General features: G+C 66.7%; 19 protein-coding genes and 1 tRNA gene. 19 read left to right on the top strand and 1 reads right to left on the bottom strand.

Annotated features, from left to right (window positions below; genetic code table 11):
* Window positions 1–5: 5 nt before the first annotated feature.
* From AC1RMD_RS29655 to AC1RMD_RS29595, 13 genes are all read left to right on the top strand, one after another.
* Window positions 6–1,244 carry an ArnT family glycosyltransferase gene (locus tag AC1RMD_RS29655; protein ID WP_492932191.1) on the top strand — a complete coding sequence of 413 codons (1,239 nt, stop codon included), beginning with the start codon at window positions 6–8 and terminating at the stop codon, window positions 1,242–1,244.
* A gap of 58 nt (window positions 1,245–1,302) precedes the next feature.
* Window positions 1,303–2,061 (top strand): 3-hydroxyacyl-CoA dehydrogenase, encoded by a 759-nt coding sequence (locus tag AC1RMD_RS29650; protein WP_492932189.1) that lies wholly within the window; start codon window positions 1,303–1,305, stop codon window positions 2,059–2,061.
* 92 nt (window positions 2,062–2,153) lie between these two features.
* Window positions 2,154–3,950 carry a gamma-glutamyltransferase gene (gene ggt, locus AC1RMD_RS29645; protein WP_492932187.1) on the top strand — a complete coding sequence of 599 codons (1,797 nt, stop codon included), beginning with the start codon at window positions 2,154–2,156 and terminating at the stop codon, window positions 3,948–3,950.
* Window positions 3,951–3,998: 48 nt separating this feature from the next.
* Window positions 3,999–5,174 carry a patatin-like phospholipase family protein gene (locus AC1RMD_RS29640; RefSeq protein WP_492932185.1) on the top strand — a complete coding sequence of 392 codons (1,176 nt, stop codon included), beginning with the start codon at window positions 3,999–4,001 and terminating at the stop codon, window positions 5,172–5,174.
* A gap of 67 nt (window positions 5,175–5,241) precedes the next feature.
* The gene (locus tag AC1RMD_RS29635) at window positions 5,242–10,194 is read left to right on the top strand and encodes a two-component regulator propeller domain-containing protein (protein ID WP_492932233.1); all 4,953 of its coding nucleotides are present in this window, start codon (window positions 5,242–5,244) and stop codon (window positions 10,192–10,194) included.
* A 125-nt stretch (window positions 10,195–10,319) separates the two neighbouring features.
* Complete coding sequence (locus AC1RMD_RS29630) at window positions 10,320–11,036, top strand: response regulator (protein WP_492932183.1); 717 nt, start codon at window positions 10,320–10,322, stop codon at window positions 11,034–11,036.
* Window positions 11,037–11,126: 90 nt separating this feature from the next.
* A complete protein-coding gene (locus tag AC1RMD_RS29625) occupies window positions 11,127–12,776 on the top strand; it encodes an AMP-binding protein (protein ID WP_492932181.1) in 1,650 nt (549 codons plus the stop codon).
* Window positions 12,777–12,786: 10 nt separating this feature from the next.
* On the top strand, window positions 12,787–15,153 hold the full coding sequence (locus AC1RMD_RS29620) for a bifunctional salicylyl-CoA 5-hydroxylase/oxidoreductase (protein ID WP_492932179.1): 2,367 nt from the start codon (window positions 12,787–12,789) through the stop codon (window positions 15,151–15,153).
* 4 nt (window positions 15,154–15,157) lie between these two features.
* Window positions 15,158–16,009, top strand: coding sequence for an SDR family NAD(P)-dependent oxidoreductase (locus tag AC1RMD_RS29615; RefSeq protein ID WP_492932177.1), 852 nt, complete (start codon window positions 15,158–15,160; stop codon window positions 16,007–16,009).
* Window positions 16,010–16,023: 14 nt separating this feature from the next.
* On the top strand, window positions 16,024–16,557 hold the full coding sequence (locus tag AC1RMD_RS29610) for a MarR family winged helix-turn-helix transcriptional regulator (protein ID WP_492932175.1): 534 nt from the start codon (window positions 16,024–16,026) through the stop codon (window positions 16,555–16,557).
* Between the two features lie 11 nt (window positions 16,558–16,568).
* Window positions 16,569–17,423 carry an enoyl-CoA hydratase family protein gene (locus AC1RMD_RS29605; protein WP_492932173.1) on the top strand — a complete coding sequence of 285 codons (855 nt, stop codon included), beginning with the start codon at window positions 16,569–16,571 and terminating at the stop codon, window positions 17,421–17,423.
* A complete protein-coding gene (locus tag AC1RMD_RS29600) occupies window positions 17,423–18,586 on the top strand; it encodes an acyl-CoA dehydrogenase family protein (RefSeq protein ID WP_492932171.1) in 1,164 nt (387 codons plus the stop codon). The genes AC1RMD_RS29605 and AC1RMD_RS29600 overlap by 1 nt, the downstream gene beginning before the upstream one ends.
* Window positions 18,586–18,990: a RidA family protein gene (locus tag AC1RMD_RS29595; RefSeq protein ID WP_492932169.1), complete on the top strand. Its 405-nt coding sequence runs from the start codon at window positions 18,586–18,588 to the stop codon at window positions 18,988–18,990. Before AC1RMD_RS29600 ends, AC1RMD_RS29595 begins: the two co-directional genes overlap by 1 nt.
* Here AC1RMD_RS29595 and AC1RMD_RS29590 read toward each other — a convergent pair.
* Complete coding sequence (locus AC1RMD_RS29590; protein ID WP_492932167.1) at window positions 18,987–19,715, bottom strand: type II secretion system protein; 729 nt, start codon at window positions 19,713–19,715, stop codon at window positions 18,987–18,989. The two genes, AC1RMD_RS29595 and AC1RMD_RS29590, sit on opposite strands and share 4 nt — an antisense overlap.
* 55 nt (window positions 19,716–19,770) lie before the next feature.
* Here AC1RMD_RS29590 and AC1RMD_RS29585 point away from each other — a divergent pair.
* The 6 genes from AC1RMD_RS29585 to AC1RMD_RS29560 form a co-directional block, all read left to right on the top strand.
* Window positions 19,771–19,845 (top strand) — tRNA-Arg (locus AC1RMD_RS29585).
* 61 nt (window positions 19,846–19,906) lie between these two features.
* Window positions 19,907–21,814 (top strand): ATP-binding cassette domain-containing protein, encoded by a 1,908-nt coding sequence (locus AC1RMD_RS29580; protein ID WP_492932165.1) that lies wholly within the window; start codon window positions 19,907–19,909, stop codon window positions 21,812–21,814.
* Between the two features lie 49 nt (window positions 21,815–21,863).
* Window positions 21,864–22,559 carry a CAAX prenyl protease-related protein gene (locus AC1RMD_RS29575; RefSeq protein WP_492932163.1) on the top strand — a complete coding sequence of 232 codons (696 nt, stop codon included), beginning with the start codon at window positions 21,864–21,866 and terminating at the stop codon, window positions 22,557–22,559.
* 106 nt (window positions 22,560–22,665) lie between these two features.
* Window positions 22,666–23,814, top strand: coding sequence for an XrtB/PEP-CTERM-associated polysaccharide biosynthesis outer membrane protein EpsL (gene epsL / locus AC1RMD_RS29570; protein WP_492932161.1), 1,149 nt, complete (start codon window positions 22,666–22,668; stop codon window positions 23,812–23,814).
* Window positions 23,815–23,816: 2 nt separating this feature from the next.
* Window positions 23,817–25,199, top strand: a complete 1,383-nt coding sequence (locus AC1RMD_RS29565) for an undecaprenyl-phosphate glucose phosphotransferase (RefSeq protein WP_492932159.1) — start codon at window positions 23,817–23,819, stop codon at window positions 25,197–25,199.
* A gap of 236 nt (window positions 25,200–25,435) precedes the next feature.
* Window positions 25,436–26,334 (top strand): EpsD family peptidyl-prolyl cis-trans isomerase (locus AC1RMD_RS29560; protein WP_492932157.1); only part of this gene is annotated, 899 nt, incomplete at its 3' end.

Here is a 26,334-nt window from a genome sequence, read left to right as displayed (position 1 = left end):
TAGCTATGCGTGAAAAGCAGTGGCTGGTGTTGATTTTGCTGGTCGCGTTTCTGGCGCGGATCGCGACAGCGTTTGCTTTTCAATTCCAGCCGGTCAGCGACTATGCCGGATACGAACGCATGGCGGTGAGCCTGTTGGCGGGCAAGGGTCTGGTTGATGGCGGAAATGCCGCATTTCTGAGCGCCGGCTACCCTTTGTTTGTTCTGGCGCCGGTGTTTGCCATCTTCGGCCACCATTTGCTGGCGGCGCTACTGGCCAACGCCTTGCTGTGCACCGTCAGCGCATGGCTGATTTATTTGATCGCGCGGGAGGCCGGCGCCGGCAAGGCGGGGCGGCTGCTTAGTGCCGGCCTGTACGCCGTGTACTTGCCGTCGTGGATATATGCGGCATATCTTTCCAAGGAAAATCTCATGACGCCGCTGATGCTCGGCGTTGTCCTGCTTTCCATGCGATGCACATCCCGTCCGTCGGCGCGGATCGCGATCTCGGTTGGCGCGGTTCTTGGTTTGCTTGCAATCACAGGAAATTCCGGTTTGGCGCTTACCCCGATACTGGCGATCGCGTTGATGACGACAGCCTGGCCGCTTCCCCGGAAGCTGGCAACGCTGGGCCTGGCCGGATTGGTGGCCGCGCTGGTGGTGGCGCCCTGGCTGATACGCAACTACCAGGTCGTAGGCGCCCCCGTCTTAAATACCAATGGAGGCTTTAATCTCTACATAGGCAACAATTCCTCGGCAGACGGCATGTTTGTCTCCATTGCCGACACACCAAGAGGCGCCACCTGGCAACAGTTGCGCAAGCAAGGCGAGGTCGTCGCAAACGACACCTTGAAACACGAAGCGATCGCCTGGATCAAGCAGCATCCGGCACAGTTTGTCACTCTTGCATTGAGGAAAGTTGTTCTGTTCTGGATGCCGCCGGTACACGAGGGCGAAGGCCCCCAGCCCAGGGGCGAGGCGTTGACGCGGCTGGCATGGCTCGCACAATATCTGTTGATCTGCGGCGCGGCGCTGGCCGGCGTTGTTGATCGGCGGCTGCGCAATAAAAATACCGGCCTGCTCTGGCTGGCGGTCCTGTGCTACACCACCGTGCACATGTTGTTTTACGTGATTTATCGCTACCGGGAGCCGATTATGCCCTTGTTGATCGTGCTTGCCGCAATGGCTGTCGAGCAGGCGATTCAGGGACGCGTGCGGCCGGAAAAAACGGTGCAGCAAACGACTTACTCGAAGATGAAAAATTAGCTACAATTGCGATGTGACGTTAACGTAAACGTCAAATAAAAACGAGATAGGGACAGACATGCAAATTCAGAACAATGTATTCATCGTCACCGGCGGCGCGTCGGGCCTGGGCGCCGCTACCGCGCGCATGATCACCGAGCAGGGCGGCAAGGTGGTGCTGGCCGACGTGCAGGTGGAACCGGGCGAGGCGCTGGCCGCCGAACTCAAGGCCGTCTTCGTCAAGTGCGACGTCACCTCGGAAGCGGACGGCAAGGCCGTGGTCGACGCCGCCGTCGCGCTGGGCACGCTGCGCGGCCTGATCAACTGCGCCGGCGTGGCGCCGGCCGTCAAGACCGTCGGCAAGGACGGCCCGCACCCGCTCGACGTGTTCCAGCGCACCGTCAACATCAACCTGGTCGGCACCTTCAACATGGCCCGCCTGGCCGCAGATGCGATGGGCAAGACCGCCGCCACCGACAGCGGCGAACGCGGCGTGATCATCAACACCGCCTCGGTCGCCGCCTTCGACGGCCAGATCGGCCAGGCCGCCTACGCCGCCTCCAAGGCCGCCGTCGCCGGCCTGACCTTGCCGATGGCGCGCGACCTGTCGCGCAGCGCCATCCGGGTGATGACCATCGCCCCCGGCATCTTCGAAACGCCGATGTTGATGGGCATGCCGGAAGAAGTGCGCACCGCGCTGGGCAATATGGTGCCGTTCCCGCCGCGCCTGGGCCGCCCGGACGAGTACGCCCACCTGGCCAAGGCCATCATCGAGAACACCATGCTGAACGGCGAAACCATCCGCCTGGACGGCGCCATCCGCATGCAGCCGAAGTAAGCGGCACGTAAACGGTTTACTCGATTTCGTGTAGGATGCCAAAGTGATCGGGCGCGCGGCCTTGGCCGCGCGCCTCTTATTTTGGAGAGTCCATGTTCTGCAAGTTTCATATCGAGCCTTTGGCGCTGAGCCTGGCGCTGTCCCTTGCGCTGCTGCACGCGCCGGCCTACGCACAACGCACCGGCGCCGACGTGGCGCCCGAAATCGCCACCGGCTACACCGAAAAAGCCGGCAAGTCCGCGCAAAAATTCATGGTGGCGGCGGCCAATCCGCTGGCCACCCAGGCCGGCTACCAGATGCTCAAGCAGGGCGGCAGCGCGATCGACGCCGCCATCGCCACCCAGTTGGTGCTGACCCTGGTCGAGCCGCAATCGTCCGGCATCGGCGGCGGTTCCTTCCTGCTGTACTCCGACGGCAAGCGCGTGCAATCCTACGACGGCCGCGAAACCGCGCCCGCCTCGGCGGACGAACACCTGTTCCAGGACAAGGACGGCAAGGCCGTTTCGCGCGAGACCGGCGTGATCGGCGGCCGTTCGGTCGGTGCGCCCGGCGTGCTGCGCATGCTGGAACTGGCGCACAAGGAGCACGGCAAGCTGGCCTGGAAAGCGCTGTTCGCGCCGGCCATCAAGCTGGCCGAAGACGGCTTCAACGTCAGCCCGCGCCTGAACGCGCTGCTCAGCTACGACCGCTACCTGGCGCGCGACCCGGTCGCCAAGGCCTACTTCTTCGGCGAGGACGGCAAGCCGCGCCCGGTCGGCTACCTGTTGAAGAACCCCGAACTGGCGCGCACGCTGCGCGAGATCGCCGACGGCGGCGCCGACGCTTTCTACCAGGGCCGCATCGCCCGCGACATCGCCGCCAAGGTGGCCGCGCATCCGACCAATCCCGGCAAGCTGAGCGCCGCCGACATCGCCGCCTACCAGGCCAAGGAGCGCACCCCGATCTGCAGCGACTACAAGGCGTGGACCGTGTGCGGCGCGCCGCCGCCGTCGTCCGGCGGCATCGCCATCGCGCAGATGCTGGGCATCCTGGAAGTGAAGGACATCAGCCCGTACAAACCGCAGCTCAACGGTGGCGCGCTGACCGCCGAAGCCATCCACCTGTTCACCGAGGCCGGCCGCCTGGCCTACGCCGACCGCAACCGCTACGCCGCCGACACCGACTTCGTGCCGCTGCCCGGCAAGGGCGTGGCCGCGCTGCTGGACAAGGGCTACCTGAAGCAGCGCGCGGCGCTGATCGGCGAGAAGTCCATGGGCCGCGCCAGCTACGGCGTGCCGGCCACCATGCAGGTGGCGTGGGGCGCCGACACCGCCATCGACAAGCCTTCCACCTCGCACCTGGTGGCGGTGGACGCCTTCGGCGGCGGCCTGTCGATGACCACCTCGGTGGAAGACGCCTTCGGCGCGCGCCAGATGGTCGACGGCTTCATGCTGAACAACCAGCTGACCGACTTCTCCTTCGATTCGCAGGACGAGAAAGGCCCGATCGCCAACCGCGTGCAGGCCGGCAAACGCCCGCGCAGCGCCATGTCGCCGACGCTGGTGTTCGACAAGGGCACGCGCAAGCTGGTGCTGGCCACCGGCTCGCCGGGCGGCTCGGCCATCATCAACTACGTGGCCAAGGTGCTGGTCGGCACGCTGGACTGGAAGCTCGACGTGCAGCAGGCCATCGGCCTGCCCAACATCGGCAGCCGCAACGGCCCGACCGAACTGGAAGCGGGGCGGATCAGCCCGGCGGTGGTCGAGCAGCTCAAGGCGCGCGGCCACCAGGTGCGCGAGTTCGATCTCAATTCCGGCTTGCAAGGCATCCAGCGCCGCACGGTCAACGGCAGGCAGGAGTGGTTTGGCGGCGCCGATCCCCGGCGCGAAGGTGTCGTATTAGGCGATTAAAGGCGCCAAACGCTCCCCAAACCCGGCAGACCCTGCTAATCTTGTCGTATGGGAATTCAAAAGAAAACAGGGTTGATCCTGACGGGCGGCGGCGCCCGCGCCGCCTACCAGGTGGGCGTGTTGCAGGCGATCTCCGAGATACTGTGGGAAGCGGGCTGGCCGCCCGCGCGCAATCCCTTCGACATCATCTGCGGCACCTCGGCCGGCGCCATCAACGCCACCGCGCTGGCCTGCCGCGCCGACAACTTCGGCGAGGGCGTGCAGAAGCTGCTCGACGTCTGGCAGAACATCGAGGTGGAACAGGTCTACCGCGCCGATTCGCTGGGCGTGATCCGCTCCGGCGCGCGCTGGCTGTCGCTGCTGTCGTTCGGCTGGCTGCTGCGCAAGTGGCGCGCCGCGCCGCCCGCCTCGCTGCTGGACAATACGCCGCTGGTCGGCCTGCTGCACCGCATGCTCGATCTGCCGCGGCTGGATTCGGTGCTGTCCGAAGGCCTGCTGCACGCGCTGGCCGTCACCGCCTCGTCCTACACCGCCGGCAACCACCTGACCTTTTACCAGACCGCCGCCGACATCGCGCCGTGGATACGCATGCAGCGCGTGGCCCTGCAGGACCAGATCGGCGTCGAGCATCTGCTGGCGTCGTCGGCGATCCCGTTCATCTTCCCGGCCACGCCGCTGTACATGGGCGGCCACCGCGAATACTGCGGCGACGGCTCGATGCGCCAGCTGGCGCCGATCTCGCCGGCGATCCACCTGGGCGCCAGCAAGGTGCTGGTGGTCGGCGCCGGACGCCTGACCGAGCCGGCCCGCAGCGCCGCCGAAAAGAGCGCGGCGCGCTATCCCAGCCTGGCGCAGATCGCCGGCCACGCCATGTCGTCGATCTTCCTCGACAGCCTGGCGGTCGACATCGAACGGCTGGAACGGATCAACAAGACGCTGTCCATGCTGCCGCCGGAGCTGCTGGAGAAAACCCCGCTCAAGCCGGTGCAGCTGCTGGTGATCGCGCCGTCCGAGCGGCTCGACGATATCGCCAGCCGCCACATCGCCAGTTTGCCGGCGCCGATCCGCACCATGCTGTCGGGGATAGGCGCCACCGAGACACGCGGCGCCGCACTTGCGTCGTACCTATTGTTCGAATCGACATATACTTGCGAGTTGATCCGCCTCGGTCAGCGCGACACGCAAGCGCGCAAGGACGACGTACTGGCCTTTTTCGAGTCCTGACGTGCGCGCGATATCTGGATAAACGGGGCTTCCCTTGCTGTTCTTAATACGCCTCTGTAGCCGTTTGCTGCTGCCCGTCCTGCTATTGTGGGGCCTGGGCGGAGCCGCCGCATGGGCGGGGGCGCCGCCGCGCACGCTGCGCTTCGAGCAGCTCAGCGTCGAGCACGGGCTGGCGCAGGAATCGGTGCTGGCCATCGCCCAGGACAAGCAGGGCTTCGTCTGGCTCGGCACCCAGGCCGGCCTGACCCGCTTCGACGGCTACCGCACCATCACCTACAAGAGCGCCGTCTCCGATCCGCGCAGCCTGGCCGACAACTGGGTGCGCGTGCTGCACCTGGACCGCGACGGCCAGCTGTGGGTGGGCACCGACGGCGGCCTGGATCGCTACGACGCCGCCACCAAGAGCTTCACCCACTACCTGCCGCACGAATCGCCGCAGCGCGGCAACGGCAACCGCCACGTGCGCGCCATCGCCGACGACGGCAAGGGCGGCCTGTGGCTGGCCAGCGCCGACGGCCTGCATCACTTCGACCCGGCCAGCAAGCGCTTCACCAGCTGGCACCACGACCCGGCCGATGCCGGCAGCCTGGCCAACGACCAGGTCAACGCGCTGGCGCGCGACGCCGCCGGCCGCCTGTGGGTGGCCACCGCCACCGGCCTCGATATGCTGGCGCCGGGCGACTCGCGCTTCCAGCACTTCACGATCGACGCCAGCGGCGACAGCAAGTACAACGCGGTGCTGGCGCTGCAGGTGGACAGCGCGCAGACGCTGTGGGTCGGCACCCTGGGCGGGCTGGAACAATGGCGCCTGCTGGGCAAGGAGCCGCAGCGCCGCCGCCTCGGCCTGCGCGAAGGCATGAAGCCGGGCATGAGCATCACCACGCTGTACGTCGACGCCGAAACCAACGTCTGGGTCGGCACCCAGGCCGACGGCCTGCTGCGCTGGCTGGCGTCGGAGAACCGGCTGGTGCAGTATCTACATCAATTCAGCGACAGCCACAGCGTGGCGGACAACCAGATTTCTGCGCTGTTCCGCGACCGCGTCGGCACCTTCTGGGTCGGCACCTGGAACGACGGCGCCAGCCGGGTCGACCTGGGCAGCGGCGGCTTCGCCCGCATCGTGCGCCAGGCCGAGATCCCCAACACGCTGTCGGACAACAAGGTGCGCGCCATCGTCGCCGAGGCGCGCGGCCAGCTGTGGCTGGGCAGCAGCGGCGGCCTGAATCTGTACGACCCGGTCAGCGGCGAGGGCAGGGTGTGGCGCCACGACCCGCGGCGCGCCAACAGCCTGAGCGACGACCAGGTCACCGCGCTGTGGCGCGAGAAGAACGGCAATATGTGGATCGGCGGGCGGGCCGGCGTCAACCACCTGAACGTGGAGAGCGGCGCGATCAAGGCGCTGTCCTTCGTGCGCGGCGACCCGGCCAGCGACACCATCCGCAACATCGTCGGCGACCGCAGCGGCATCCTGTGGATCGCCTCGCGCGGCGGCCTGCACCGGCTCGACCCGCAGACCATGGAGGTGCGCACCTTCCGCCACGATCCGTCCGACGTGAACAGCCTGTCCGACAACGTGGTGCGCCCGATCCTGGAGGACCGCAACGGCCAGCTGTGGATCGGCACCTTCAACGGCCTCGATCTGCTGGACCGCAAGACCGGCAGGTTCCGCCACTTCCGGCGCGACCCGGCCGACCCGTTCAGCCTCAGTCACGACGAGGTGCACTACCTGTACGAGGACGGCCGCGGCACCATCTGGGTCGGCACGGCGGCGGGCCTGAACAAGATGGAAGTGGCGGCCGACGGCGGCATCCGCTTCCGCCGCTACCTGCGCAAGGACGGCATCGCCGACGACGCCATCGCCTCCATCCTGCCGGACGACGCCGGCAACCTCTGGCTGAGCACCAACAGCGGCCTGTCGCGCCTGAACACCGGCACGGGGCTGGTGCGCAACTACAGCGGCGCCGACGGCACCATCGAGGGCGCCTACTTCGACGGCGCCGCGCTGCGCACGGCGGACGGCACGCTGTACTTCGGCGGCTTCAACGGCATCACCGCGTTCGCGCCGCCGGAAGTGCGCGAGAACAGCGTGGCGCCGACCGTCGCCATCACCGATTTCCAGATCTTCAACAAGTCGCTCAAGCCGGGGCAGGGCGAGCATCCCGACGTGCTCAAGGTGGCGATCGAATACACCAATGCGCTGACGCTGCTCGAGAGCGATTCCGTGTTCTCGCTGGAGTTCGCGGCGCTGCACTACGCGGCGCCGCAGCGCAACCGCTTCGCCTACCAGCTGCAGGGCTTCGACGAGGACTGGGTGGTCACCGACTCCACCAAGCGCTTCGCCACCTACACCAACCTCGATCCGGGCCGCTACACCTTCCGCGTCAAGGCCGCCAACAAGGACGGCATCTGGAACGACAACGCCGCCACGCTGGAGATCACCATCCTGCCGCCGTTCTGGAAAACCTGGTGGTTCCGCGGCCTGTTCGGCCTGGCCCTGCTGGGCGCCGCCTATGCCGCCTACGCCGCGCGCGTGCGCAGCCTGCACCACCAGCAGCAGCGGCTGGAGGAACTGGTCGGCTCGCGCACGGCGGAAGTCGAGCAAAAGAACCTGCTGCTGCAACAGCAGAAGCAGGAACTGGAGCAGCGCCGCCTGGAGGCGGAAGCCCAGCGCGCCGAGGCCGAGCAGCGCCGGGTCGACACCGAGCGGCAGAAGGAGGAAGTCGAGCGGCAGAAGGAGAACGTCGAGCAGGCGCACCGCAACATCTCGGTGCTGAGCGAACTGGGTCGCGAGATGAGCGCCACGCTGGACATGGAAACCTCGATGCGCACGCTGTACCGCCACGTGCATCACCTGATGGATGCGCAGATCTTCGGCATCGGCTTCGTGCGCGAAGAGCGGGGCGTGATCGACTTCCCGTTCGCCATCGACGCCGGCGTGCGCACCTTGCCCTACCAGCGCCGCCTGGATGAACCCAACCAGCTGGCCGTGTGGTGCCTGAGGCAGCGCAAGCCGGTGTTCATCAACGATTTCAAGGCCGAGTTCCGCAACTACATGGACGAATCGGGCCTGGACACGCTGGTGCCTTGCCTGCGCGAGGACGGCCTGCCGGCCGCCGTGGCGCAATCGATGATGTACGCGCCGCTGGTGGCCAACGACAAGGTGGTCGGCCTGCTGTGCGTGCAGAGCGTCGAGAAGCACCGCTACCAGCAGGTGCACATGGACATGCTGCAAACGCTGGCCTCGCACGCCGCCGCCGGCCTGGAGAACGCCCGCGCCTACCAGCAGCTGGAGGAGACGCTGCAAACCCTGCGCCAGACCCAGGCGCAGTTGCTGCAACAGGAGCGCCAGGTGCGGCTGCACACCGAGGAGCTGGCGCTGGCCAACCGCGCCTTGCAGGAAAACGACGAGCGCCTGCGGCTGGCCAAGCAGAAGGCGGAAGACGCCACCCGCCAGAAATCCGAATTCCTGGCCAATATGAGCCACGAGATGCGCACCCCGCTGGCCGGCGTGATCGGCATGCTGGGCTTCGCGCTGCGCGACAGCCGGCTGGCGGTCAGCACCCGCGAGCAGATCCTGCGCGGCCAGGCCAGCGCGCAGTCGCTGCTGTCGATCATCAACGACCTGCTGGATTTCTCCAAGATCGAGGCCGGCAAGCTGACCATCGAGAATATCGACTTCTCGCTGTCGTCGGCGGTGGAGAACGTGGTCAGCCTGTTCGAGGAGCAGGCCGCCGCGCACAGCGTGCAATTCAGCCTGGAGTTCGGCGACGGCCTGCCGCAGTTCGTGGTCGGCGATCCGACCCGGCTGCGCCAGGTGCTGGTCAACCTGGTCGGCAATGCCTTCAAATTCACCGAGCACGGTTCGGTGCTGATGCGGGTCGAACGCGTGCCGCAGGAGGACGACGAACGGGCCCGCGCCGGCTTCAAGGGAGCGCTCAACCGGATCCGCTTCAGCGTCACCGACACCGGCATCGGCATCGAGGCGGAAGCGATACCGCGCCTGTTCCAGCAGTTCGAGCAGGCCGACGCCTCCACCACGCGCCGCTACGGCGGCACCGGCCTGGGACTGGCGATCTGCCGCCAGCTGGTCGAGCTGATGGGCGGCGGCATCAACGCCGTCAGCACGCCGGGCGAGGGCAGCACCTTCTCGTTCGAGCTGCCGCTGGCCAACGGCGTGCCGCCGCCGCTGGTGCCGCACGTGCCGCGCGAGCCGCACAGCCATCAACTGAAGGTGTTGTGCGCGGAAGACTTCCCGACCAACCAGATCATCATTCGCATGATGCTGGAAGACCTGGGCCACAAGGTCGACATCGCCGCCAACGGCGCTCTGGCGGTCAAGGCCTGCTCGCTGACGCGCTATGACCTGATCCTGATGGACGGCCGCATGCCGGAAATGGACGGCGCCAGCGCCACCCGCATGATACGGTCGGGCGGCACCGAGGCGGCTCCGGTGCGCGACCAGGAACTGATGATCATCGCGCTGACCGCCAACGCCAGCGAGGAAGACCGCAGCCGCTACCTGGCCGCCGGCATGGACGATTTCCTGACCAAGCCGATCGACGAGGACAAGCTGCATTTCCAGCTCAGCCGCGCGATCGAACGCCAGCTGCAACGGGGCGTCAAGCTGCCGCGCATGGAGGTGCGCCACAACCCGGCGCTGGGCACGCCGGAGCTGGACTCGCTGTTCGGCGTGACGCCGGCCGCCGAGGAACCGGCCCGGCTGGCGCAGCACAGCGGCGGCAGCGACTTGAAGCTGCGCCTGCGCAGCGCCTTCCGCCAGGATGCGCCGCTGCGGCTGGCGGAACTGGAACGCGCGGTCGAGCAGGCCGACGCCGATGTCGCCAGCCGTCTGCTGCACGGCATGAAGGGCAGCGCCGGCTATCTGGAGGAGCAGGAATTGCAGGCGCTGTGCGGGGAACTGGAGCTCGACGCGGATCACGGCAACTGGCCGCGCATCGTCGAAGCCATGCCCCAGTTGCGCGGCTTGCTGCTGCGCGCCGGCGCGGCTAGCACTTTGTAAGCTGCGGCAATTCGTATAAATCCTTGTCTGTCCAGGACGTACAAGCGCGGTTTTTCATGTAATATCGTTGCTAAGTGCCGTACTGAGGTCACACAAAAGTAGTTGTTAAGGGCACAGGGAGTCTCATGAAAGTTCTGGTAGTCGACGACGATGTCGTCTCGCGCATGGTGTTGATGCACCTGATCGACAGCTGCGGCAAGTTCGATATCGTCGAAGCGGAAGACGGCGCCGACGCCTGGCAGCAGCTGGAAGCCGGCTTGCGTCCGGCGATCTGCTTCTGCGACCTGCGCATGCCGCGCCTGTCCGGCATGGAGCTGCTCCAGCGCGTGAAGGGGCATGCGGAAATCAACACCATGCCCTTCGTGCTGGTGACGTCGGCCAACGACAAGGATACGGTACAGGAAGCCACCAATTCCGGCGCGGCCGGCTACATCGTCAAACCATTCCAGGCCGAGCAGGTGCGCGTGCACCTGGTGAATTTCCTCGACCAGGCGGCCACCGGCTACGACCACCACGCCGAAGATCCCGTCACCACCATGCGCCGCCTGGGCATCAACGCCGAGCGACTTTTGGTCTACCTGAGCGGTTTCCAGAACCAGCTGACCGCCGCCAGCGGCGACCTGGAGGTCTTGCTGGCCAAGGCCCAGCAGCCGGAGGCGCAGGCGCGCATCGACCGGCTGCACGCCGGTTGCGTCACGCTGGGGCTGGACGGCGCGGCGGTCGCGCTGAAGGGCTTCGATCCGGGCGGCCTGAGCAACGAGGCCGTGCAAGCGGTGCTGGCCGAGGTGGTGCGCGCCGTGATCCACCAATCCGGCCTGGTGCGGCAGGGCGTCTCCGCCTGAGCGATAGCACTTGATGTTGAGATAGTTTAGGTTTAAAGTATCTGCTGGGTGAGCAGCGGATACCGAACGACCTTCAACTTCAGGGCGACCATGACCAGACCGACAGCCAGTTCTGACAGCGCTTCCGTTACCAACGGCGACAGCGCGCATACCGACCGCTACGCGCGCGAGCACCTGCCGCCGCCGGAGCAGTGGCCCGAGTTGCGCTTCGACCTGCCGGAGCTTCAATATCCGCCGCGTCTCAATTGCGTGGCCGAGCTGTTCGACGGCGCGCTGGCCGGCGGCGCCGCCGAGCGCGTCGCGGTGCGCGGCGAGCAGCTCAGCTGGACCTACGCGCAGCTGCTGGAACAGATCGACCGCATCGCCCATGTGCTGCGCGGCCCGCTGGGGCTGGAGGCGGGCAACCGCGTGCTGCTGCGCGGCGCCAACAACCCGATGATGGCGGCCTGCGTGCTGGCGGTGCTGAAGGCCGGCTGCATCGCGGTGCCGACCATGCCGCTGCTGCGCGCGCGCGAGCTGGGTACCATCGCCGGCAAGGCCGAGATCAACGCCGTGCTGTGCGCGGACGGCTTGCGCGCCGAGATGGAAGCGGTGGATTTGCCAGCCGCCGTGCAGGCCAGGACGCTGTGGTTCGGCGGCGCCGGCGGCACGTTGGAAGCGCTGATGGCGCAGCAACCGGCCAGCTTCGACGCGGTGGACACGGCGGCCGACGATGTGTGCCTGATCAGCTTCACCTCCGGCACCACCGGCATCCCCAAGGGCACCATGCATTTTCATCGCGACGTGCTGGCGATCTGCGACTGCTTCCCGCGTTCGGTGCTGGCTTCGCAGCGCAGCGACGTTTTCATCGGCACGCCGCCGCTGGCCTTTACCTTCGGCCTGGGCGGCTTGCTGCTGTTCCCGCTGCGGGTCGGCGCCACCGCCGTGCTGCTGGAAAAACTGACGCCGGAAACCCTGCTCAAGGCGATCGAACAATACCGGGCCACGGTGTGCTTCACGGCGCCCACCTTCTACCGGCAGATGGCGCCGCTGGCCGACAAGTACGACATCGGCAGCCTGCAAAAGACCGTCTCCGCCGGCGAGGCGCTGCCGCTGGCGACGCGCGAGAGCTGGCGCCAGGCCACCGGGCTGGCGATGATAGACGGCATAGGCGCGACCGAGCTGCTGCACATTTTCATTTCGGCGGCGGGCGACCAGATACGGCCCGGCGCCACCGGCAAGCCGGTGCCGGGCTACCAGGCCTGCATCCTCGATTACGACGGCAATCCGGTCGGGCCGGGCGTGATCGGCAGGCTGGCGGTGAAAGGGCCGACCGGCTGCCGCTACCTGGCGGACGAACGCCAGCGCGACTATGTGCTCAACGGCTGGAACCTGACCGGCGACGCCTACGAGATGGACGCCGACGGTTATTTCTACTACCGTTCGCGCACCGACGACATGATCATCTCGGCCGGCTACAACATCGCCGGCCCGGAAGTGGAGGACGCGCTGCTGCGCCATCCCGCCGTGGCCGAATGCGGCGTGATCGGCCGGGCGGACGAGGAGCGCGGCCAGATCGTCGAGGCGCACGTGGTGCTCAAGCCGGGCTATGAGGAGTCGCCGGAGTTGACGACGCAGTTGCAGGAGTTCGTCAAAGGGCAGATCGCGCCGTACAAATATCCGCGCGCGATCCGCTTCCTGACGGCGCTGCCGCGCACCGAAACCGGAAAACTACAGCGTTTCAAGCTGCGTACAGAATGAAGAGAGTCGTATGAATATTGTGTGCATAGGCGGCGGCCCCGCCGGCCTGTATTTCAGCCTGTTGATGAAGCAGCAGGACCCGTCCCACCAGATCACGGTGGTGGAGCGCAACCGTCCCTACGACACCTTCGGCTGGGGCGTGGTGTTCTCCGACCAGACGCTGGGCAACCTGATGAACTCCGACGAGGCGACCGCGCGCGCCATCCTGCAATCGTTCAACCACTGGGACGATATCGACGTCTTCTTCAAGGGCGAGAAGGTCACGTCCGGCGGCCATGGCTTCTGCGGCATCGGCCGCAAGCGCCTGCTCAACATCCTGCAGCAGCGCTGCGAGGAGCTGGGCGTGTCGCTGGTGTTCGAGACCGAGGTGCTGGACGACCAGCAGATCGCCGCCCGCTACGACGCGCAGCTGGTGATCGCCGCCGATGGCCTGAACAGCCGCATCCGCACCCGCTACGCCGACAGCTACCAGCCGCAGATCGAAGCGCGCCAGTGCCGCTTCGTGTGGCTGGGCACGCGCAAGAAGTTCGACGCCTTCACCTTCGCCTTCAAACAGACGGAGCACGGCTGGTTCCAGGCCCACATCTACCAGTACGACGGCGACACCTCGACCTTCATCGTCGAGACGCCGGAATCGGTGTGGCGCGCGGCGGGGCTGGAGGAGATGAGCGCGGAACAGTCGATCGCCTATTGCGAGCAGCTGTTCGCGGAGCAGCTGGACGGGCACGAGCTGATGTCCAATTCGTCGCACCTGCGCGGCTCCGGCATGTGGATCAAGTTCCCGCGCATCGTCTGCGGGCAGTGGGTGCATTGGAACGGCGATACGCCGGTGGTGCTGATGGGCGACGCCGCGCACTCGGCGCATTACTCGATCGGCTCCGGCACCAAGCTGGCGCTGGAGGATGCGATCGAGCTGGCGCGCTGCTTCGGCCAGCATGCCGATGCCAAGGCTGCGCTGGCGGCCTACCAGTCGGCGCGCGCGGTGGAGGTCATCAAGCTGCAAAGCGCGGCGCGCAATTCGATGGAGTGGTTCGAGAACGTCGACCGCTACACGGCGATGGAAGCGCCGCAGTTTGCCTATTCGATGCTGACCCGCAGCCAGCGCCTGTCGCACGAAAACCTGCGCCTGCGCGATGCGGCCTATGTCGCGGACTACGAGCGCTGGTTCGCCGCCCGCGCCGGCGAACAGGCCGGCCTGGCGCCGGCCAAGGCCGCGCCGCCGATGTTCACGCCGTTCAAGGTGCGCGACATCGTTTTGAAAAACCGCATCGTCGTCTCGCCGATGGCGCAATACAGCGCGGTGGACGGCGTCGTCGGCGACTATCACCTGGCCCACCTCGGCGCGCGCGCGCTGGGCGGGGCGGCGATGGTGTTCGCCGAAATGACCTGCGTGTCGGCCGATGCGCGCATCACGCCGGCCTGTCCCGGCATGTACGCGCCGGAACACACGCAGGCCTGGAAGCGCATCGTCGACTTCGTCCACCAGCACAGCGACGCCAAGATCGCGCTGCAACTGGGCCACGCCGGCGCCAAGGGTTCGACCCGCGCCATGTGGGACGGCATCGACCAGCCGCTGGACCAGAACAACTGGCCGCTGGTCTCGGCCTCGCCGCAGCAATACCTGGCCGGCATATCGCAGACCGCGCGCGCCATGACGCTGGCCGACATGGACCGCATCGTAGCGGACTTCGTGCGCGCCACGCAGGCGGCCGACGCGGCCGGCTTCGACTGGCTGGAACTGCACTGCGCCCACGGCTACCTGCTGTCGTCCTTCATCTCGCCGCTGACCAACGAGCGCGGCGACGAATACGGCGGCAGCCTGGAAAACCGCTGTCGCTATCCGCTGCGCGTGTTCGCGGCGATGCGCGCCGCCTGGCCGCGGCACAAGCCGATGAGCGTGCGCATTTCCGCCCATGACTGGGTCGAAGGCGGCATCACGCCGGACGACGCGGTGCACATCGCCCGCTTGTTCAAGGCGGTTGGCGCCGACATGATCGACTGCTCGTCCGGCCAGGTCAGCAAGCTGGAACAGCCGGTCTACGGCCGCATGTTCCAGACGCCGTTCGCGGACCGCATCCGCAACGAGGCGGGCATCGCCGCGATCGCGGTCGGCTCGATCTTCGAGGCTGACCACGCCAACGGCATCATCGCCGCCGGCCGCGCCGACCTGTGCGCCGTCGGCCGCCCGCACCTGGCCAATCCGGCGTGGACGCTGGCGGAAGCGGCCAAGATCGGCTATTCCGCCATCGCCTGGCCCAAGCAGTACCTGCCGGCCAAGCAGCAGCTGGAGCGCAATCTCGAACGCGAACGCCAGCTGGCGGCGGCCAGTAGCGGCCTCACGCCGCAGCAGGTCGCGGCCAGGCTGCTGGAAGGATGAGCCGATGAACACCACCAACAAATCCCGCGCGGCCTATCTGGCGCCAGGTTCGGCCCCGGTTGGCGCGAACCTGCCGCTGGCGGGCAAGCATGCGCTGGTGACGGGCGGCGCGCGCGGCATCGGCGCCGCCTGCGCGCAGGCCTTGCTGCTGCGCGGCGCGCGCGTGACGCTGGCGGGCCGCGATGCGCAGGCGCTGCTGGCCGCCGTCGATTCCATGAACGCCATCGCCCAGCCGCTGGGCGGCGCGGTCGCCATGCAGGTGCTGGACGTGACCGATGAGGCATCGGTGCGCAGCGGTTTCGCCGCCGCCGTCGCCTGCTTCGGCCGCATCGACATCCTGGTTAACAACGCCGGCCAGGCCGTGCCCGCGCCATTCGGCAAGACCGACGCCGCGCTGTGGCAGCGCATGCTGGACGTGAACCTGACCGGCACCTTCCACTGCACCCAGGCCGCGCTGCCCGGCATGCTGGAGGCGAAGTGGGGCCGCATCGTCAACGTTGCGTCGACGGCGGGGCTGGTCGGTTATCGTTACGTGTCGGCCTACGTCGCCGCCAAGCACGGCGTGATCGGCCTGACGCGCGCGCTGGCGCTGGAAGTGGCGGCCAAGGGCGTGACGGTCAATGCCGTCTGCCCCGGCTACACCGAAACCGACATCGTGCGCGAGGCGGTCGCCAACATCGTCGCCAGGACCGGCCGCAGCGAGGACCAGGCGCGCGCCGAGCTGGCCGCCGGCAATCCGCAGAAGCGGTTGGTGCAAAGCGAGGAAGTCGCCAGCGCCGTGGCCTGGCTTTGCCTGCCCGAAGCGGGCGCCATGAATGGACAATCCGTCGCCGTCGCCGGCGGCGAAGTCATGTGAAGTACAAGGAAACTATGCCACCATTTTCAGACAACGAACACGAACAGAACCCGCTCGACGACGAGGATGCGCCGGTGCTGGACCTGGCCAGCCGCCTGACGCAGGACCATCATCAGTCGCTCAAGCTGTGGCTGCGCATGCTGTCCTGCACCGTCCGGATCGAGAACGAGATCCGCAGCCGGCTGCGCGCCAGCTTCGGCATCACCTTGCCGCGCTTCGACCTGATGGCGCAGCTGGAGCGCTATCCGCAAGGCCTGCGCATGGGCGAGCTGTCCAAGCGCATGATGGTCACCGGCGGCAACATCACCGGCATCACCGACCAGCTGGAGCAGGAGAAGCTGGTGGTGCGCGTGCCGGACCCGAAGGACGGCCGCGCCTACAGCGTCAAGCTGACGCCGGCCGGCCGCAAGGCCTTCGCCACCATGGCCGCCGAACACGAAGGCTGGATCGCCGAGCTGCTGCAAGGCCTGTCCGGCGCCGACAAGAGCCAGATGATCGACCTGCTGTCGCAGATGAAGCAGCACCTGAACGCCCCGGACGAAAAATAAGGAACCACACCATGCGATATCTTCCCGGCGAAGCCCAGCGACTGCCCGGCAACCGCACCGCGCTGGCCGACTACCAGGCCAGCCATTTTCTGTTTGCAGTCAGCGGCGGCGTCGCCACGCTGACCTTGAACCGCCCCGAGCGCAAAAACCCGCTGACCTTCGATTCCTACGCCGAGCTGCGCGAGCTGTTCCGCGCGCTGGCCTATGCGGACGACGTCAAGGCCGTGGTCATCACCGGCGCCGGAGAGAATTTCTGCTCCGGCGGCGACGTGCACGACATCATCGGCCCGCTGACCAGGCTGGACATGCCCGGCCTGCTGGCGTTCACGCGCATGACGGGCGACCTGGTGAAAGCCATCCGCGCCTGCCCGCAGCCGATCGTGGCGGCGGTCGACGGCATTTGCGCCGGCGCCGGCGCGATCCTGGCGCTGGCCTCGGACATCCGGCTCGGCACGGCGCGCAGCAAGACCGCCTTCCTGTTCACGCGGGTCGGCCTGGCCGGCTGCGACATGGGCGCCTGCGCCTTGCTGCCGCGCGTGATCGGCCAGGGCCGCGCGGCCGAGCTGCTGTACACCGGTCGCTCGATGTCCGGCGCGGAGGCCGAACGCTGGGGCTACTTCAACAGCCTGCAGGAACCGGAGGCGTTGCTGGCCGCGGCGCACGCCTTCGCCCAGGGCCTGGCCGACGGTCCGACCTTCGCCCACGGCATGACCAAGAAGATGCTGCAGCAGGAATGGAACATGGGCGTCGACGAAGCCATCGAAGCGGAAGCGCAGGCGCAGGCGATCTGCATGGCGACCAACGATTTCCACCGCGCCTACCATGCCTTCGTGGCCAAGCAAAAACCTGAATTCGAAGGCGACTGATGAGCGATAAAACCTATCTGGAATGGCCGTTCTTCGAGAAACGCCATGTGGTGCTGGAGCGCGAGCTCGACGCCTGGGCCGCGCAGCACATCGCGCAGCAGCACGAGGCCGACGTCGATGCCGCCTGCCGCCGGCTGGTGCGCCAGCTGGGCGACGCCGGCTGGCTGCGGCATGCGATCGCCGGCGCGGCCGGGGAGGGCATCGACACCCGCGCCATCTGCCTGATCCGCGAGACGCTGGCGCGCCACAACGGCCTGGCCGATTTCGCCTTCGCCATGCAGGGCCTGGGCTCGGGGGCCATCAGCCTGCACGGCACGCCGGCCCAGCGCGAGGCCTATCTGCCGCGCGTGGCGCGCGGCGCGGCGATAGCGGCCTTCGCGCTGTCCGAGCCGCAGGCCGGATCCGACGTCGCCGCCATGCAGTGCGCGGCGGTGCAGGATGGCGAGCACTATGTGCTCAATGGCGAGAAGACCTGGATTTCCAACGGCGGCATCGCCGATTTCTACGTGGTGTTCGCCCGCACCGGCGAACAGCCTGGCGCGCGCGGCATCAGCGCCTTCATCGTCGATGCCGCTACGCCGGGCTTCGAGATCGCCGAGCGGATCCAGGTGATCGCCCCGCATCCGCTGGCGCGGCTGGTGTTCCGCGATTGCCGCGTGCCGGCCGCGCAGCGCATCGGCGCGGCGGGGCAGGGCTTCAAGGTGGCGATGTCCACGCTGGACGTGTTCCGCACCTCGGTGGCGGCGGCCGCGCTGGGCTTCGCGCGGCGCGCGCTGGACGAGGCGCTGGCGCACGCCATGCAGCGCAAGATGTTCGGCCAGATGCTGGCCGATTTCCAGATGACGCAGGCCAAGCTGGCGCAGATGGCGACCGGCATCGACGCCGCCGCGCTGCTGACCTACCGCGCCGCCTGGCAGCGCGACCAGGGCCGCAACGTGACCAAGGAGGCGGCGATGGCCAAGCTGGCCGCCACCGAAACGGCGCAGCAGGTGATCGACGCCGCGCTGCAGATGTTCGGCGGCCTGGGCGTGGTCAGCGAGCAGCCGGTCGAGCGGCTGTACCGCGAGATCCGCGCGCTGCGCATCTACGAGGGCGCCACCGAAGTACAGCAACTGATCATCGCGCGCGAATTGTTGCGCGCGGCAAACACCAAGGAACAATGATGGAATTTCTTCAACCGCCGGGCTGGGTGCGGCCGCGTGGCTATTCGAACGGCGTGGCCGCCAGCGGGCGCACGGTGTGCGTCAGCGGCATGATAGGCTGGGACGGGCAGGGCGTGTTCCACACCGACGACTTCGCCGGCCAGGTGCGCCAGGCGCTGCGCAACGCGGTCGAGGTGCTGGCCGAGGCCGGCGCGCGGCCCGAGCACATCGTGCGCATGACCTGGTATGTGCTGGACAAAAAGGAATACGTCGGCGCCTACAAGGAAGTCGGCGCGGCCTACCGCGAGCTGATCGGCCTGCATTTCCCGGCCATGACGGCGGTGCAGGTGGCCGGGCTGGTCGAGGACAGGGCGCGGGTGGAGATCGAGGTGACGGCGATCGTGCCGGTCGAGCCGCCGCGCTAGTGCAGTTGGCCGGCGGAGTTCATGGCGGTGTAGAGCTTTTTCACCGTGATCCATTGCACGGCGTCGTCGAATTCGCCGCCGGGAGCGGCCGCGTCGGTGGTCGAGGCGCGCAGGATGAAGCGGTTGTGGACGCTGTGGTTGCTCGCTTCGTCGGCGTTGCCGGTGCCGTTGTTGGCCTGGGCGAGGCCGTCGGCGCTGAGGCCGAAGTTGCGTTTCCCAAAAGAAACCAACACCGCGGCCAGGCAAGGGTTGACGATGCTGCACGCCGCCTGGCCCTGCAGATAGAACTGCTCGCCGCTGTGGTAACGCCCCAGCACCACCTTGTTCGGCGTCACCTGCAGCGGATCGACCGGCGCGACGGTGAAGGCCGGGGTCACGCTGTAGCGCAGATGCTTGGACCAGCCGTCGATGTCGCCGACGCCCAGCGTCACCCATGGCAACAGGCCGGTACAGCTGCGCTCGTCGGCGCAGGGGCTCGGATCTTCCCGGCCGTCGGTGGCGGAGATCGCCGGGCGCGGCAGCCGGCCCTGGGTCATGGCAAAGCCCAGCAAGGCTTCGCGCGCCTCGGCCAGGGTTTGCCGGGTCTGCCGCTCGCGGCGCCCCGTCAGGTCGGTGTGGCTGAAAGTGCCGATCAGGATCGCGCCGGCGCCCAAAGCCGAGATCGCCAACAGCACCAGCAATGCCGCGCCGCGCTGGCGCGTGGTCGGGATCTGCGAATTTAACATCAGCTTCCTTGAGCGGTTCAATTGCTAACCTGTACAATAGTGGCTCTTCGCACGTGCCGCCATCGCACAATGGATAGTGCAACCCCCTCCTAAGGGGTAGATGTGGGTTCGATTCCCGCTGGCGGTACCATTTTTTTTGCTTCTCTTTCGCTGCATCGCCCTGGTGCCGCGGCTGCACACGATTATAAACTATGGCTGTTATTTCTTTTTCGTCCGCGCAACTAGCGTTCGGTCACGTGGCACTGCTCGATCACGCAGAATTGTCGATTGAAGCTGGTGAACGGGTTGGCCTGATCGGCCGCAACGGCACCGGTAAATCGTCCCTGCTGAAAATCATCGCCGGCCGCTTCAAGCTCGATGATGGCCTGCTGGTCATGCAACAGGGCGTGAAAATCGCCTATGTCGAGCAGGAGCCGCAGTTCGACCCGCTCTGCACGGTGTTCGACACGGTGGCGTCCGGTCTTGGCGCCCAGCAACAAATGCTGGCCGAGTACGAGGCGCTGACCGGCCAGTTCGGCAACGGCGACGACGACGCGCTGCTGGAACGGATGCACGACTTGCAAGTGCAGCTCGACGCCGCCGACGCCTGGGGCCTGGCCAATAAGGTCGAAACCACGCTGGACCGCCTGAACCTGGCGGCCGATTCGGCCATGGGCACGCTGTCGGGCGGGATGCAGAAGCGCGTGGCGTTGGCCGTGGCGCTGGTGTCGGCGCCGGACGTGCTGCTGCTCGATGAGCCGACCAACCACCTCGATTTCAAGTCCATCATGTGGCTGGAGGGCTTGCTGCGCGATTTCAAGGGCTCCGTGTTGTTTATCACTCACGATCGTAGCTTCCTTGATAATGTTGCCACGCGTATTGTCGAGCTGGACCGGGGCAAGCTGCTGTCCTATCCCGGCAATTTCTCCGCCTACCAGACCCGCAAGAGCGAACAGCTGGAGGTCGAAGAGGTCGAGGCGGCCAAGTTCGACAAATTCCTGGCGCAGGAGGAAGTCTGGATACGCAAGGGCGTCAAGGCGCGCCGGGTGCGCGATGAAGGCCGGGTGCGCCGCCTGGAGGCGCTGCGCGTGCAGCGCGCCGCGCGCCGCGAACAGCAGGGGCAGGTGAAGCTGGAAGTGTCGTCCGGCGAGCGCTCGGGCAAGATCGTGGCCGACCTGGAAAATGTCTGCAAGCGCTACGGCGACAAAGTGATCGTGCAGGACTTCAGCGGCACCATCCTGCGCGGCGACAAAGTCGGCCTGATCGGCGCCAACGGCGCCGGCAAGACCACCTTGCTGAAAATGATACTGGGTGAAGAGAGCGCCGACAGCGGCACCGTGCGCCTGGGAACCAAGCTGCAGGTGGCGTATTTCGACCAGATGCGCAGTCAGCTCAACGAAGAGGCCAATCTGATGGAGACCATCGCCCCCGGCAGCGACTGGGTCGAGGTCAACGGCCAGCGCAAGCACGTGATGAGCTACCTGGGCGACTTCCTGTTCGCGCCGGAGCGCGCGCGCTCGCCGGTGAAATCGCTGTCGGGCGGCGAGCGCAACCGCCTGCTGCTGGCGCGTCTGTTCGCCAAGCCGGCCAACTGCCTGGTGCTCGATGAGCCGACCAACGATCTGGACATCGATACGCTGGAACTGCTGGAGGAGTTGCTGGAGGATTACACCGGCACGGTGTTCCTGGTCAGCCACGACCGCACCTTCATCGACAACGTCGTCACCCAGGTGGTGGTGGCCGAGGGCGGCGGCATGTGGCGCGAATTCGTCGGCGGCTACACCGACTGGGAGCGGGTCCAGGCGGTGGCGGCGGCCAAGCCCAAGGCGGGCCGGGGCGCGGCCGTCAGCGTCGCGCCGGCAGTCGCGGCGCCGGCCGCGGCGGCCAAGCAGAAAAAGCTCAGCTACAAGGAGCAGCGCGAACTCGAGGAGTTGCCGCTGCTGATCGCCAGCCTCGAGGACGAGCAGTCGGCCATCAGCGCCCAACTGGCCGCGCCCGACTTCTACAAGCAGCATCCGGCCGAGTCCAAGCGCATCAACCAGCGCTACGCCGAGATCGACGGGCTGTTGCTGGAGGCGCTGGAAAAATGGGAAGCGATCGAAGCGCGCGCCCGGGAGTGAGCGCCGCGCCGCGCCGTCGATGCCCGTCCACCACTCGTTGAAAGGTCTCATGTCCGCTGTCCGCAACCGTTACCCGCTGCCTTCCTTCAGCCGCGCCGCCGTGGCGCGGACGTTGCCGTTCCTGGTGTATATGGCGTTCGTGCTGCTGGCCGACCTGCTGGGCAGGGCGGGCTGGGCGCCCGGGCAACTGCACTGGTTGTATCCGGCCAAGATCGGCGCCGTCGTGCTGGTGCTGTGGTATTTCCGGCGCGACTACCAGGAGTTGCGCCAGGGCTGGCCGGGCGCCGCCGCCGTCGCGCTGGCGCTGCTGGCCGGCGTGGTGGTGTTCGGGTTGTGGATTACGCTGACCGCGCCGTGGATGCGGCTGGGCAGCGCCACCGGCTACGCGCCGCTGGTCGATGGCCGCATCGATTGGGTGCTGGCCGCGCTGCGCCTGGGCGGCGCGGCGCTGGTGGTGCCGGTGATGGAGGAACTGTTCTGGCGCGCGTTCCTGATGCGCTGGCTGGAGCGCCCGGATTTCGCCGGTTTAGACCCCGCACACATAAAGTGGCGAGCTTTTGTTGTTACGGTGATATTATTCGCTGTCGAACATGACTTGTGGCTCTCAGGCATGGTTGCCGGGGCTGTCTACGGTCTGCTGTACATGCGCACGCGCAACTTATGGGTCCCCATTCTGGCGCACGCCGTCACCAATGGCGTGCTGGGGGGGTGGATTATTTATACTGCCAGTTGGCGCTATTGGTAGTATGATCATTTATTAACTGTCTGACACTATCAAACGACGATCAACAATGCTCAGTTTCTCGCGATATGCCTGCCCTGCAGGTAGCTGGTTCCTCTTTTTCGGCTATATGGCCTGTTCACTGGCGCACGCCAACTCCGCCGATCCGCTGCAAGTGAGCGGCGGCCTGACCTATGCGCACGACAACAACCTGTTTCGCCTGGCCGACGACGCCCCCGGCTACGGCGGCCAACGCGGCGATTCCTGGCGCCAGGCCACGGTCGGCCTGAGCTACAACCAAACCTTCGGCCGCCAGGTGCTGGCCCTGCAAGGCAACCTCAACAACGTGCGCTACAATCGGTTCAGCCAGCTCAACTACAACGGCAAGGACTATCAGGCCGCGCTGAGCTGGTATCTGGGCAGCAATGTCGACGGCCATGCCGGCGCCACCTACAGCGACACGCTGGCGTCCTACGCCGATGTGCGCAGCAACGAGCGGGTGCTGCGGCAGCGCGAGCGCACCTATGTCGACGGCGGCTGGCGCTTCCATCCGCGCTGGCGCGTCCGCGGCGGCTATGCGCGCGAAAAATCGTCGTACGACGTCGCCAGCCAGCAGGTGGTCAACCGCATCGACAGCAGCTACGAAGCCGGCCTCGACTACGCGGTCGGCACCGGCAGCACGGTCGGCCTGGTGGCGCGCCGCACCGAGGGCCGCTATCCCCTGCAGGGCGGCCTGGCCCACACGGTGTTCGACAGCAGCTATAACCAGGACGAGCTCAAGGCGCGGATCGTCTGGCGCCTGAACCAGAATTTCGACGCCCAGTTCCTCGGCGGCCGCGCCCGGCGCACCCACTTGTACGCCAGCAACGAGGACACCAGCGGCTTCAACACGCGCCTGTCCGCCAACTGGGCCGCGACCTCGGCGGTCAGCCTGACGGCGGCGGCCTGGCGCGAGTTCTCGCCGATCGAGAGTTCGCTGGTCAGCTACAGCCTGAACCGCGGCGCCAGCTTCAACGCGGTCTGGGCGCGCACCGCCAAGCTGCGCTTCGACGCCAGCCTGCGCTATGAAAAACGCGACTTCAACCTGGTCAACCGCGCCGCCTTCGGCGCGAGCGGCGACACCTCCCGCCACAGCACGCTCGGCGTCACCTTCGTGCCGGCCGACGCGGTGCAGTTGCGCGCATCGCTGTACCGCGACGCCCGCAACGGCGCCGCCTTGTTCGGCCTGGGCGCTTACCGAGCCACCGGCTTCTCGATTAATGCCAATACGCAGTTCTGAATATGGCCCTGAATGACATTCCCTTAGTCCCGTTCGTCCAGCGGGTTTCCGATCCGCTGATCGTCATGGGATCGCTGTACGGCAGCTGCGTGCTGTTGAACCACCGTTTCACCGGCTACTACCTGGTGCTGATGATACTGGCCTTCTTTATCTCCAGCGCGGTGGCCAATTACATCGACCCCTACCGCACCTGGCGTAGCGGGCGCATGGGCGCCTACATGCGCGACACCCTGGTCAGCTGGGTGCTGACGGCCGCCATCCTGGGCCTGATCGGCATGGTCAGCGGCCTGGGCGGCTACTTCAGCCCGGCTGTACTGCTGTGCTGGAGCGTGGCCGCGCCGCTGCTGTCGCTGCTGAGCCGCGCCGCGGTCTGGCGCTTGCTGGTCGGAAAAAACCGCAACCATGAAATGCGCTCGGCGATCATCGTCGGCGCCAACGACGTCGGCCTGCGCTTCGCCGACACCTGCGACCAGCAGTCGAACCTGTTCATGGAGATGCTGGGCTTCTTCGACGACCGCACCGCCGACCGCCACCCGGCCGGCCTGCGGCATCCGATGCTGGGCAAGATGGAGCAGGTCAGCGCCTATGTGCGCGAGCACAACGTCAAGATGATCTTCATCAGCCAGCCGATCTCGGCGCAGCCGCGCATCCGCCGCCTGCTCGACGAGCTGCAGGACACGACGGCGTCGGTGTATTTCTTGCCGGATATCTATGTGTTCGACCTGATGCAGGCGCGCTTCGACAGCATGGGCGGCATGCCGGTGGTGGCCATCTGCGAGACGCCGTTTACCGGCATTAACAGCATGGTCAAGCGCGCCAGCGATCTCCTGCTGGGCGTGCTGATCCTGGCGCTGCTGCTGCCGTTGATGCTGGTGATCGCCCTGGCGGTGCGGCTGACCTCGCCGGGGCCGGTGATCTTCCGCCAGCGCCGCTATGGCTTGTACGGCGAGGAGATCGTGGTCTACAAGTTCCGCTCGATGACGACGGTCGACGACGGCGGCACCATCGTGCAGGCCAGCAAGAACGACCAGCGCGTCACCCGGATCGGCGCCTTCCTGCGCCGCAGCTCGCTCGACGAGCTGCCGCAGTTCCTGAACGTCCTGCAGGGGCGGATGAGCATCGTCGGTCCGCGGCCGCACGCGGTCGCGCACAACGAGCAGTACCGCAAGCTGATCAAGGGCTATATGCTGCGCCACAAGGTCAAGCCGGGCATCACCGGCTGGGCCCAGGTCAACGGCATGCGCGGGGAAACCGAGACGCTGGACAAGATGGAGGCGCGGATCCAGTACGATCTGTCGTATTTGCGTAACTGGTCGCTGCTGCTCGATCTGGTGATTATCTTCAAGACCGTCGGCGTGGTGCTCAAGCGCGAAAACGCGCATTGACTTAGCTTTTGCTTAAATGACATCGGCACGGTTGAATAAAGTGCGCGATCGGCCGCGGGAACGCCTAAAATATCGGCGGTGACGCGGCATGACCGCGCCGCGCCGGCGCCGTGCGGCTATTGCAAATTTGTATTATTCCTGTCAATATTTGCAACGTTATGCCACGTCCTTGCGCGTGGTGGGGCTTGGGGGCATACGCTTCCAGGCGGATAGAAAACTCGTTAGGAACCCTTATTTTGAACCAATCTAAACTGTCGCGATTGAAGTTGGCCAGCCTCCAGCGCCCGGGCCGCCGTGTGACCTACGCCGCCGCGCTGCTGGTGGCGGCCAGCCTGGCCGCCTGCGGTGGCGCCAGCGACAAGAAGCCGGGACAGTCATTGGCGCGCGTGGACGGCGAGGAAATCACCGTGCTGCAGCTGAACGAAGAGCTGCAGCGCGCCGGCGTCCAGCAGCAGCAGCAGCAGCAGGCCAGCAAGCAGTTGCTGGAGTCGCTGATCGACCGCCAGCTGCTGCTCAACGCCGCCCTCAAGGATAAGCTCGATCGCGATCCCAAGGTGGCGCAGTCGATTGAACGCGCCAAGGCGCTGATCGTGGCCCAGTTCTATCTGCAGAAGAAGATCGGCACGCCGGTCAAGCCCACCAAGGAAGAGGTGCAGGAATATTACACGGCCCACCCGGAGTTCTTCGCCCAGCGCAAGATCTTCGACGTGCGCCAGCTGGTACTCGCCAGCAAGGATCTGGACGACGCCATGCGCGCCGCGATCGACAAGGTCAAGACCGTGGACGAGGTGGCGGCGCTGTTCGATGCGCAGCAGATCAAGTACGCGCGCAGCCAGCTCAGCCGTGCTACCTCGGACCTGCCGCCGCAGCTGGCTTCCAAGCTGACCTCGCTGGGCAAGGGCCAGCTGTTCATCATCCGTGAAGGCGAGCGCAGCCTGGTGAACGCGATCGCCGACACCAAGGACAGCCCGGTCGCGCTGGAGGCGGCGGCGCCGCAGATCGAGCAGTTCCTGGCCAACAAGAAAGCCAAGGACGCGGCCGACGTCGAGCTCAAGCGCCTGCGCGCGGCCGCCAAGATCGAGATGCTGCAAAAGGCCGCGCCGGCCGCCGCCACGCCGGACGCATCGGCCGCGGC

The organism is Duganella sp. GW822-FHT06D06, assembly GCF_058799615.1.
The sequence above is the reverse complement of the archived record's forward strand: the minus strand, read 5'-3'. Positions and strand labels throughout refer to the sequence as shown.

Bases quoted from the DNA above. Each gene is read 5' to 3' on its own strand.
- AC1RMD_RS29655 (WP_492932191.1), top strand. From the start codon at position 6: ATGCGTGAAAAGCAGTGGCTGGTGTTGATTTTGCTGGTCGCGTTTCTG.
- AC1RMD_RS29650 (WP_492932189.1), top strand. From the start codon at position 1,303: ATGCAAATTCAGAACAATGTATTCATCGTCACCGGCGGCGCGTCGGGC.
- ggt (WP_492932187.1), top strand. From the start codon at position 2,154: ATGTTCTGCAAGTTTCATATCGAGCCTTTGGCGCTGAGCCTGGCGCTG.
- AC1RMD_RS29640 (WP_492932185.1), top strand. From the start codon at position 3,999: ATGGGAATTCAAAAGAAAACAGGGTTGATCCTGACGGGCGGCGGCGCC.
- AC1RMD_RS29630 (WP_492932183.1), top strand. From the start codon at position 10,320: ATGAAAGTTCTGGTAGTCGACGACGATGTCGTCTCGCGCATGGTGTTG.
- AC1RMD_RS29625 (WP_492932181.1), top strand. From the start codon at position 11,127: ATGACCAGACCGACAGCCAGTTCTGACAGCGCTTCCGTTACCAACGGC.
- AC1RMD_RS29620 (WP_492932179.1), top strand. From the start codon at position 12,787: ATGAATATTGTGTGCATAGGCGGCGGCCCCGCCGGCCTGTATTTCAGC.
- AC1RMD_RS29615 (WP_492932177.1), top strand. From the start codon at position 15,158: ATGAACACCACCAACAAATCCCGCGCGGCCTATCTGGCGCCAGGTTCG.
- AC1RMD_RS29610 (WP_492932175.1), top strand. From the start codon at position 16,024: ATGCCACCATTTTCAGACAACGAACACGAACAGAACCCGCTCGACGAC.
- AC1RMD_RS29605 (WP_492932173.1), top strand. From the start codon at position 16,569: ATGCGATATCTTCCCGGCGAAGCCCAGCGACTGCCCGGCAACCGCACC.
- AC1RMD_RS29600 (WP_492932171.1), top strand. From the start codon at position 17,423: ATGAGCGATAAAACCTATCTGGAATGGCCGTTCTTCGAGAAACGCCAT.
- AC1RMD_RS29595 (WP_492932169.1), top strand. From the start codon at position 18,586: ATGGAATTTCTTCAACCGCCGGGCTGGGTGCGGCCGCGTGGCTATTCG.
- AC1RMD_RS29590 (WP_492932167.1), bottom strand. From the start codon at position 19,715: ATGTTAAATTCGCAGATCCCGACCACGCGCCAGCGCGGCGCGGCATTG.
- AC1RMD_RS29580 (WP_492932165.1), top strand. From the start codon at position 19,907: ATGGCTGTTATTTCTTTTTCGTCCGCGCAACTAGCGTTCGGTCACGTG.
- AC1RMD_RS29575 (WP_492932163.1), top strand. From the start codon at position 21,864: ATGTCCGCTGTCCGCAACCGTTACCCGCTGCCTTCCTTCAGCCGCGCC.
- epsL (WP_492932161.1), top strand. From the start codon at position 22,666: ATGGCCTGTTCACTGGCGCACGCCAACTCCGCCGATCCGCTGCAAGTG.
- AC1RMD_RS29565 (WP_492932159.1), top strand. From the start codon at position 23,817: ATGGCCCTGAATGACATTCCCTTAGTCCCGTTCGTCCAGCGGGTTTCC.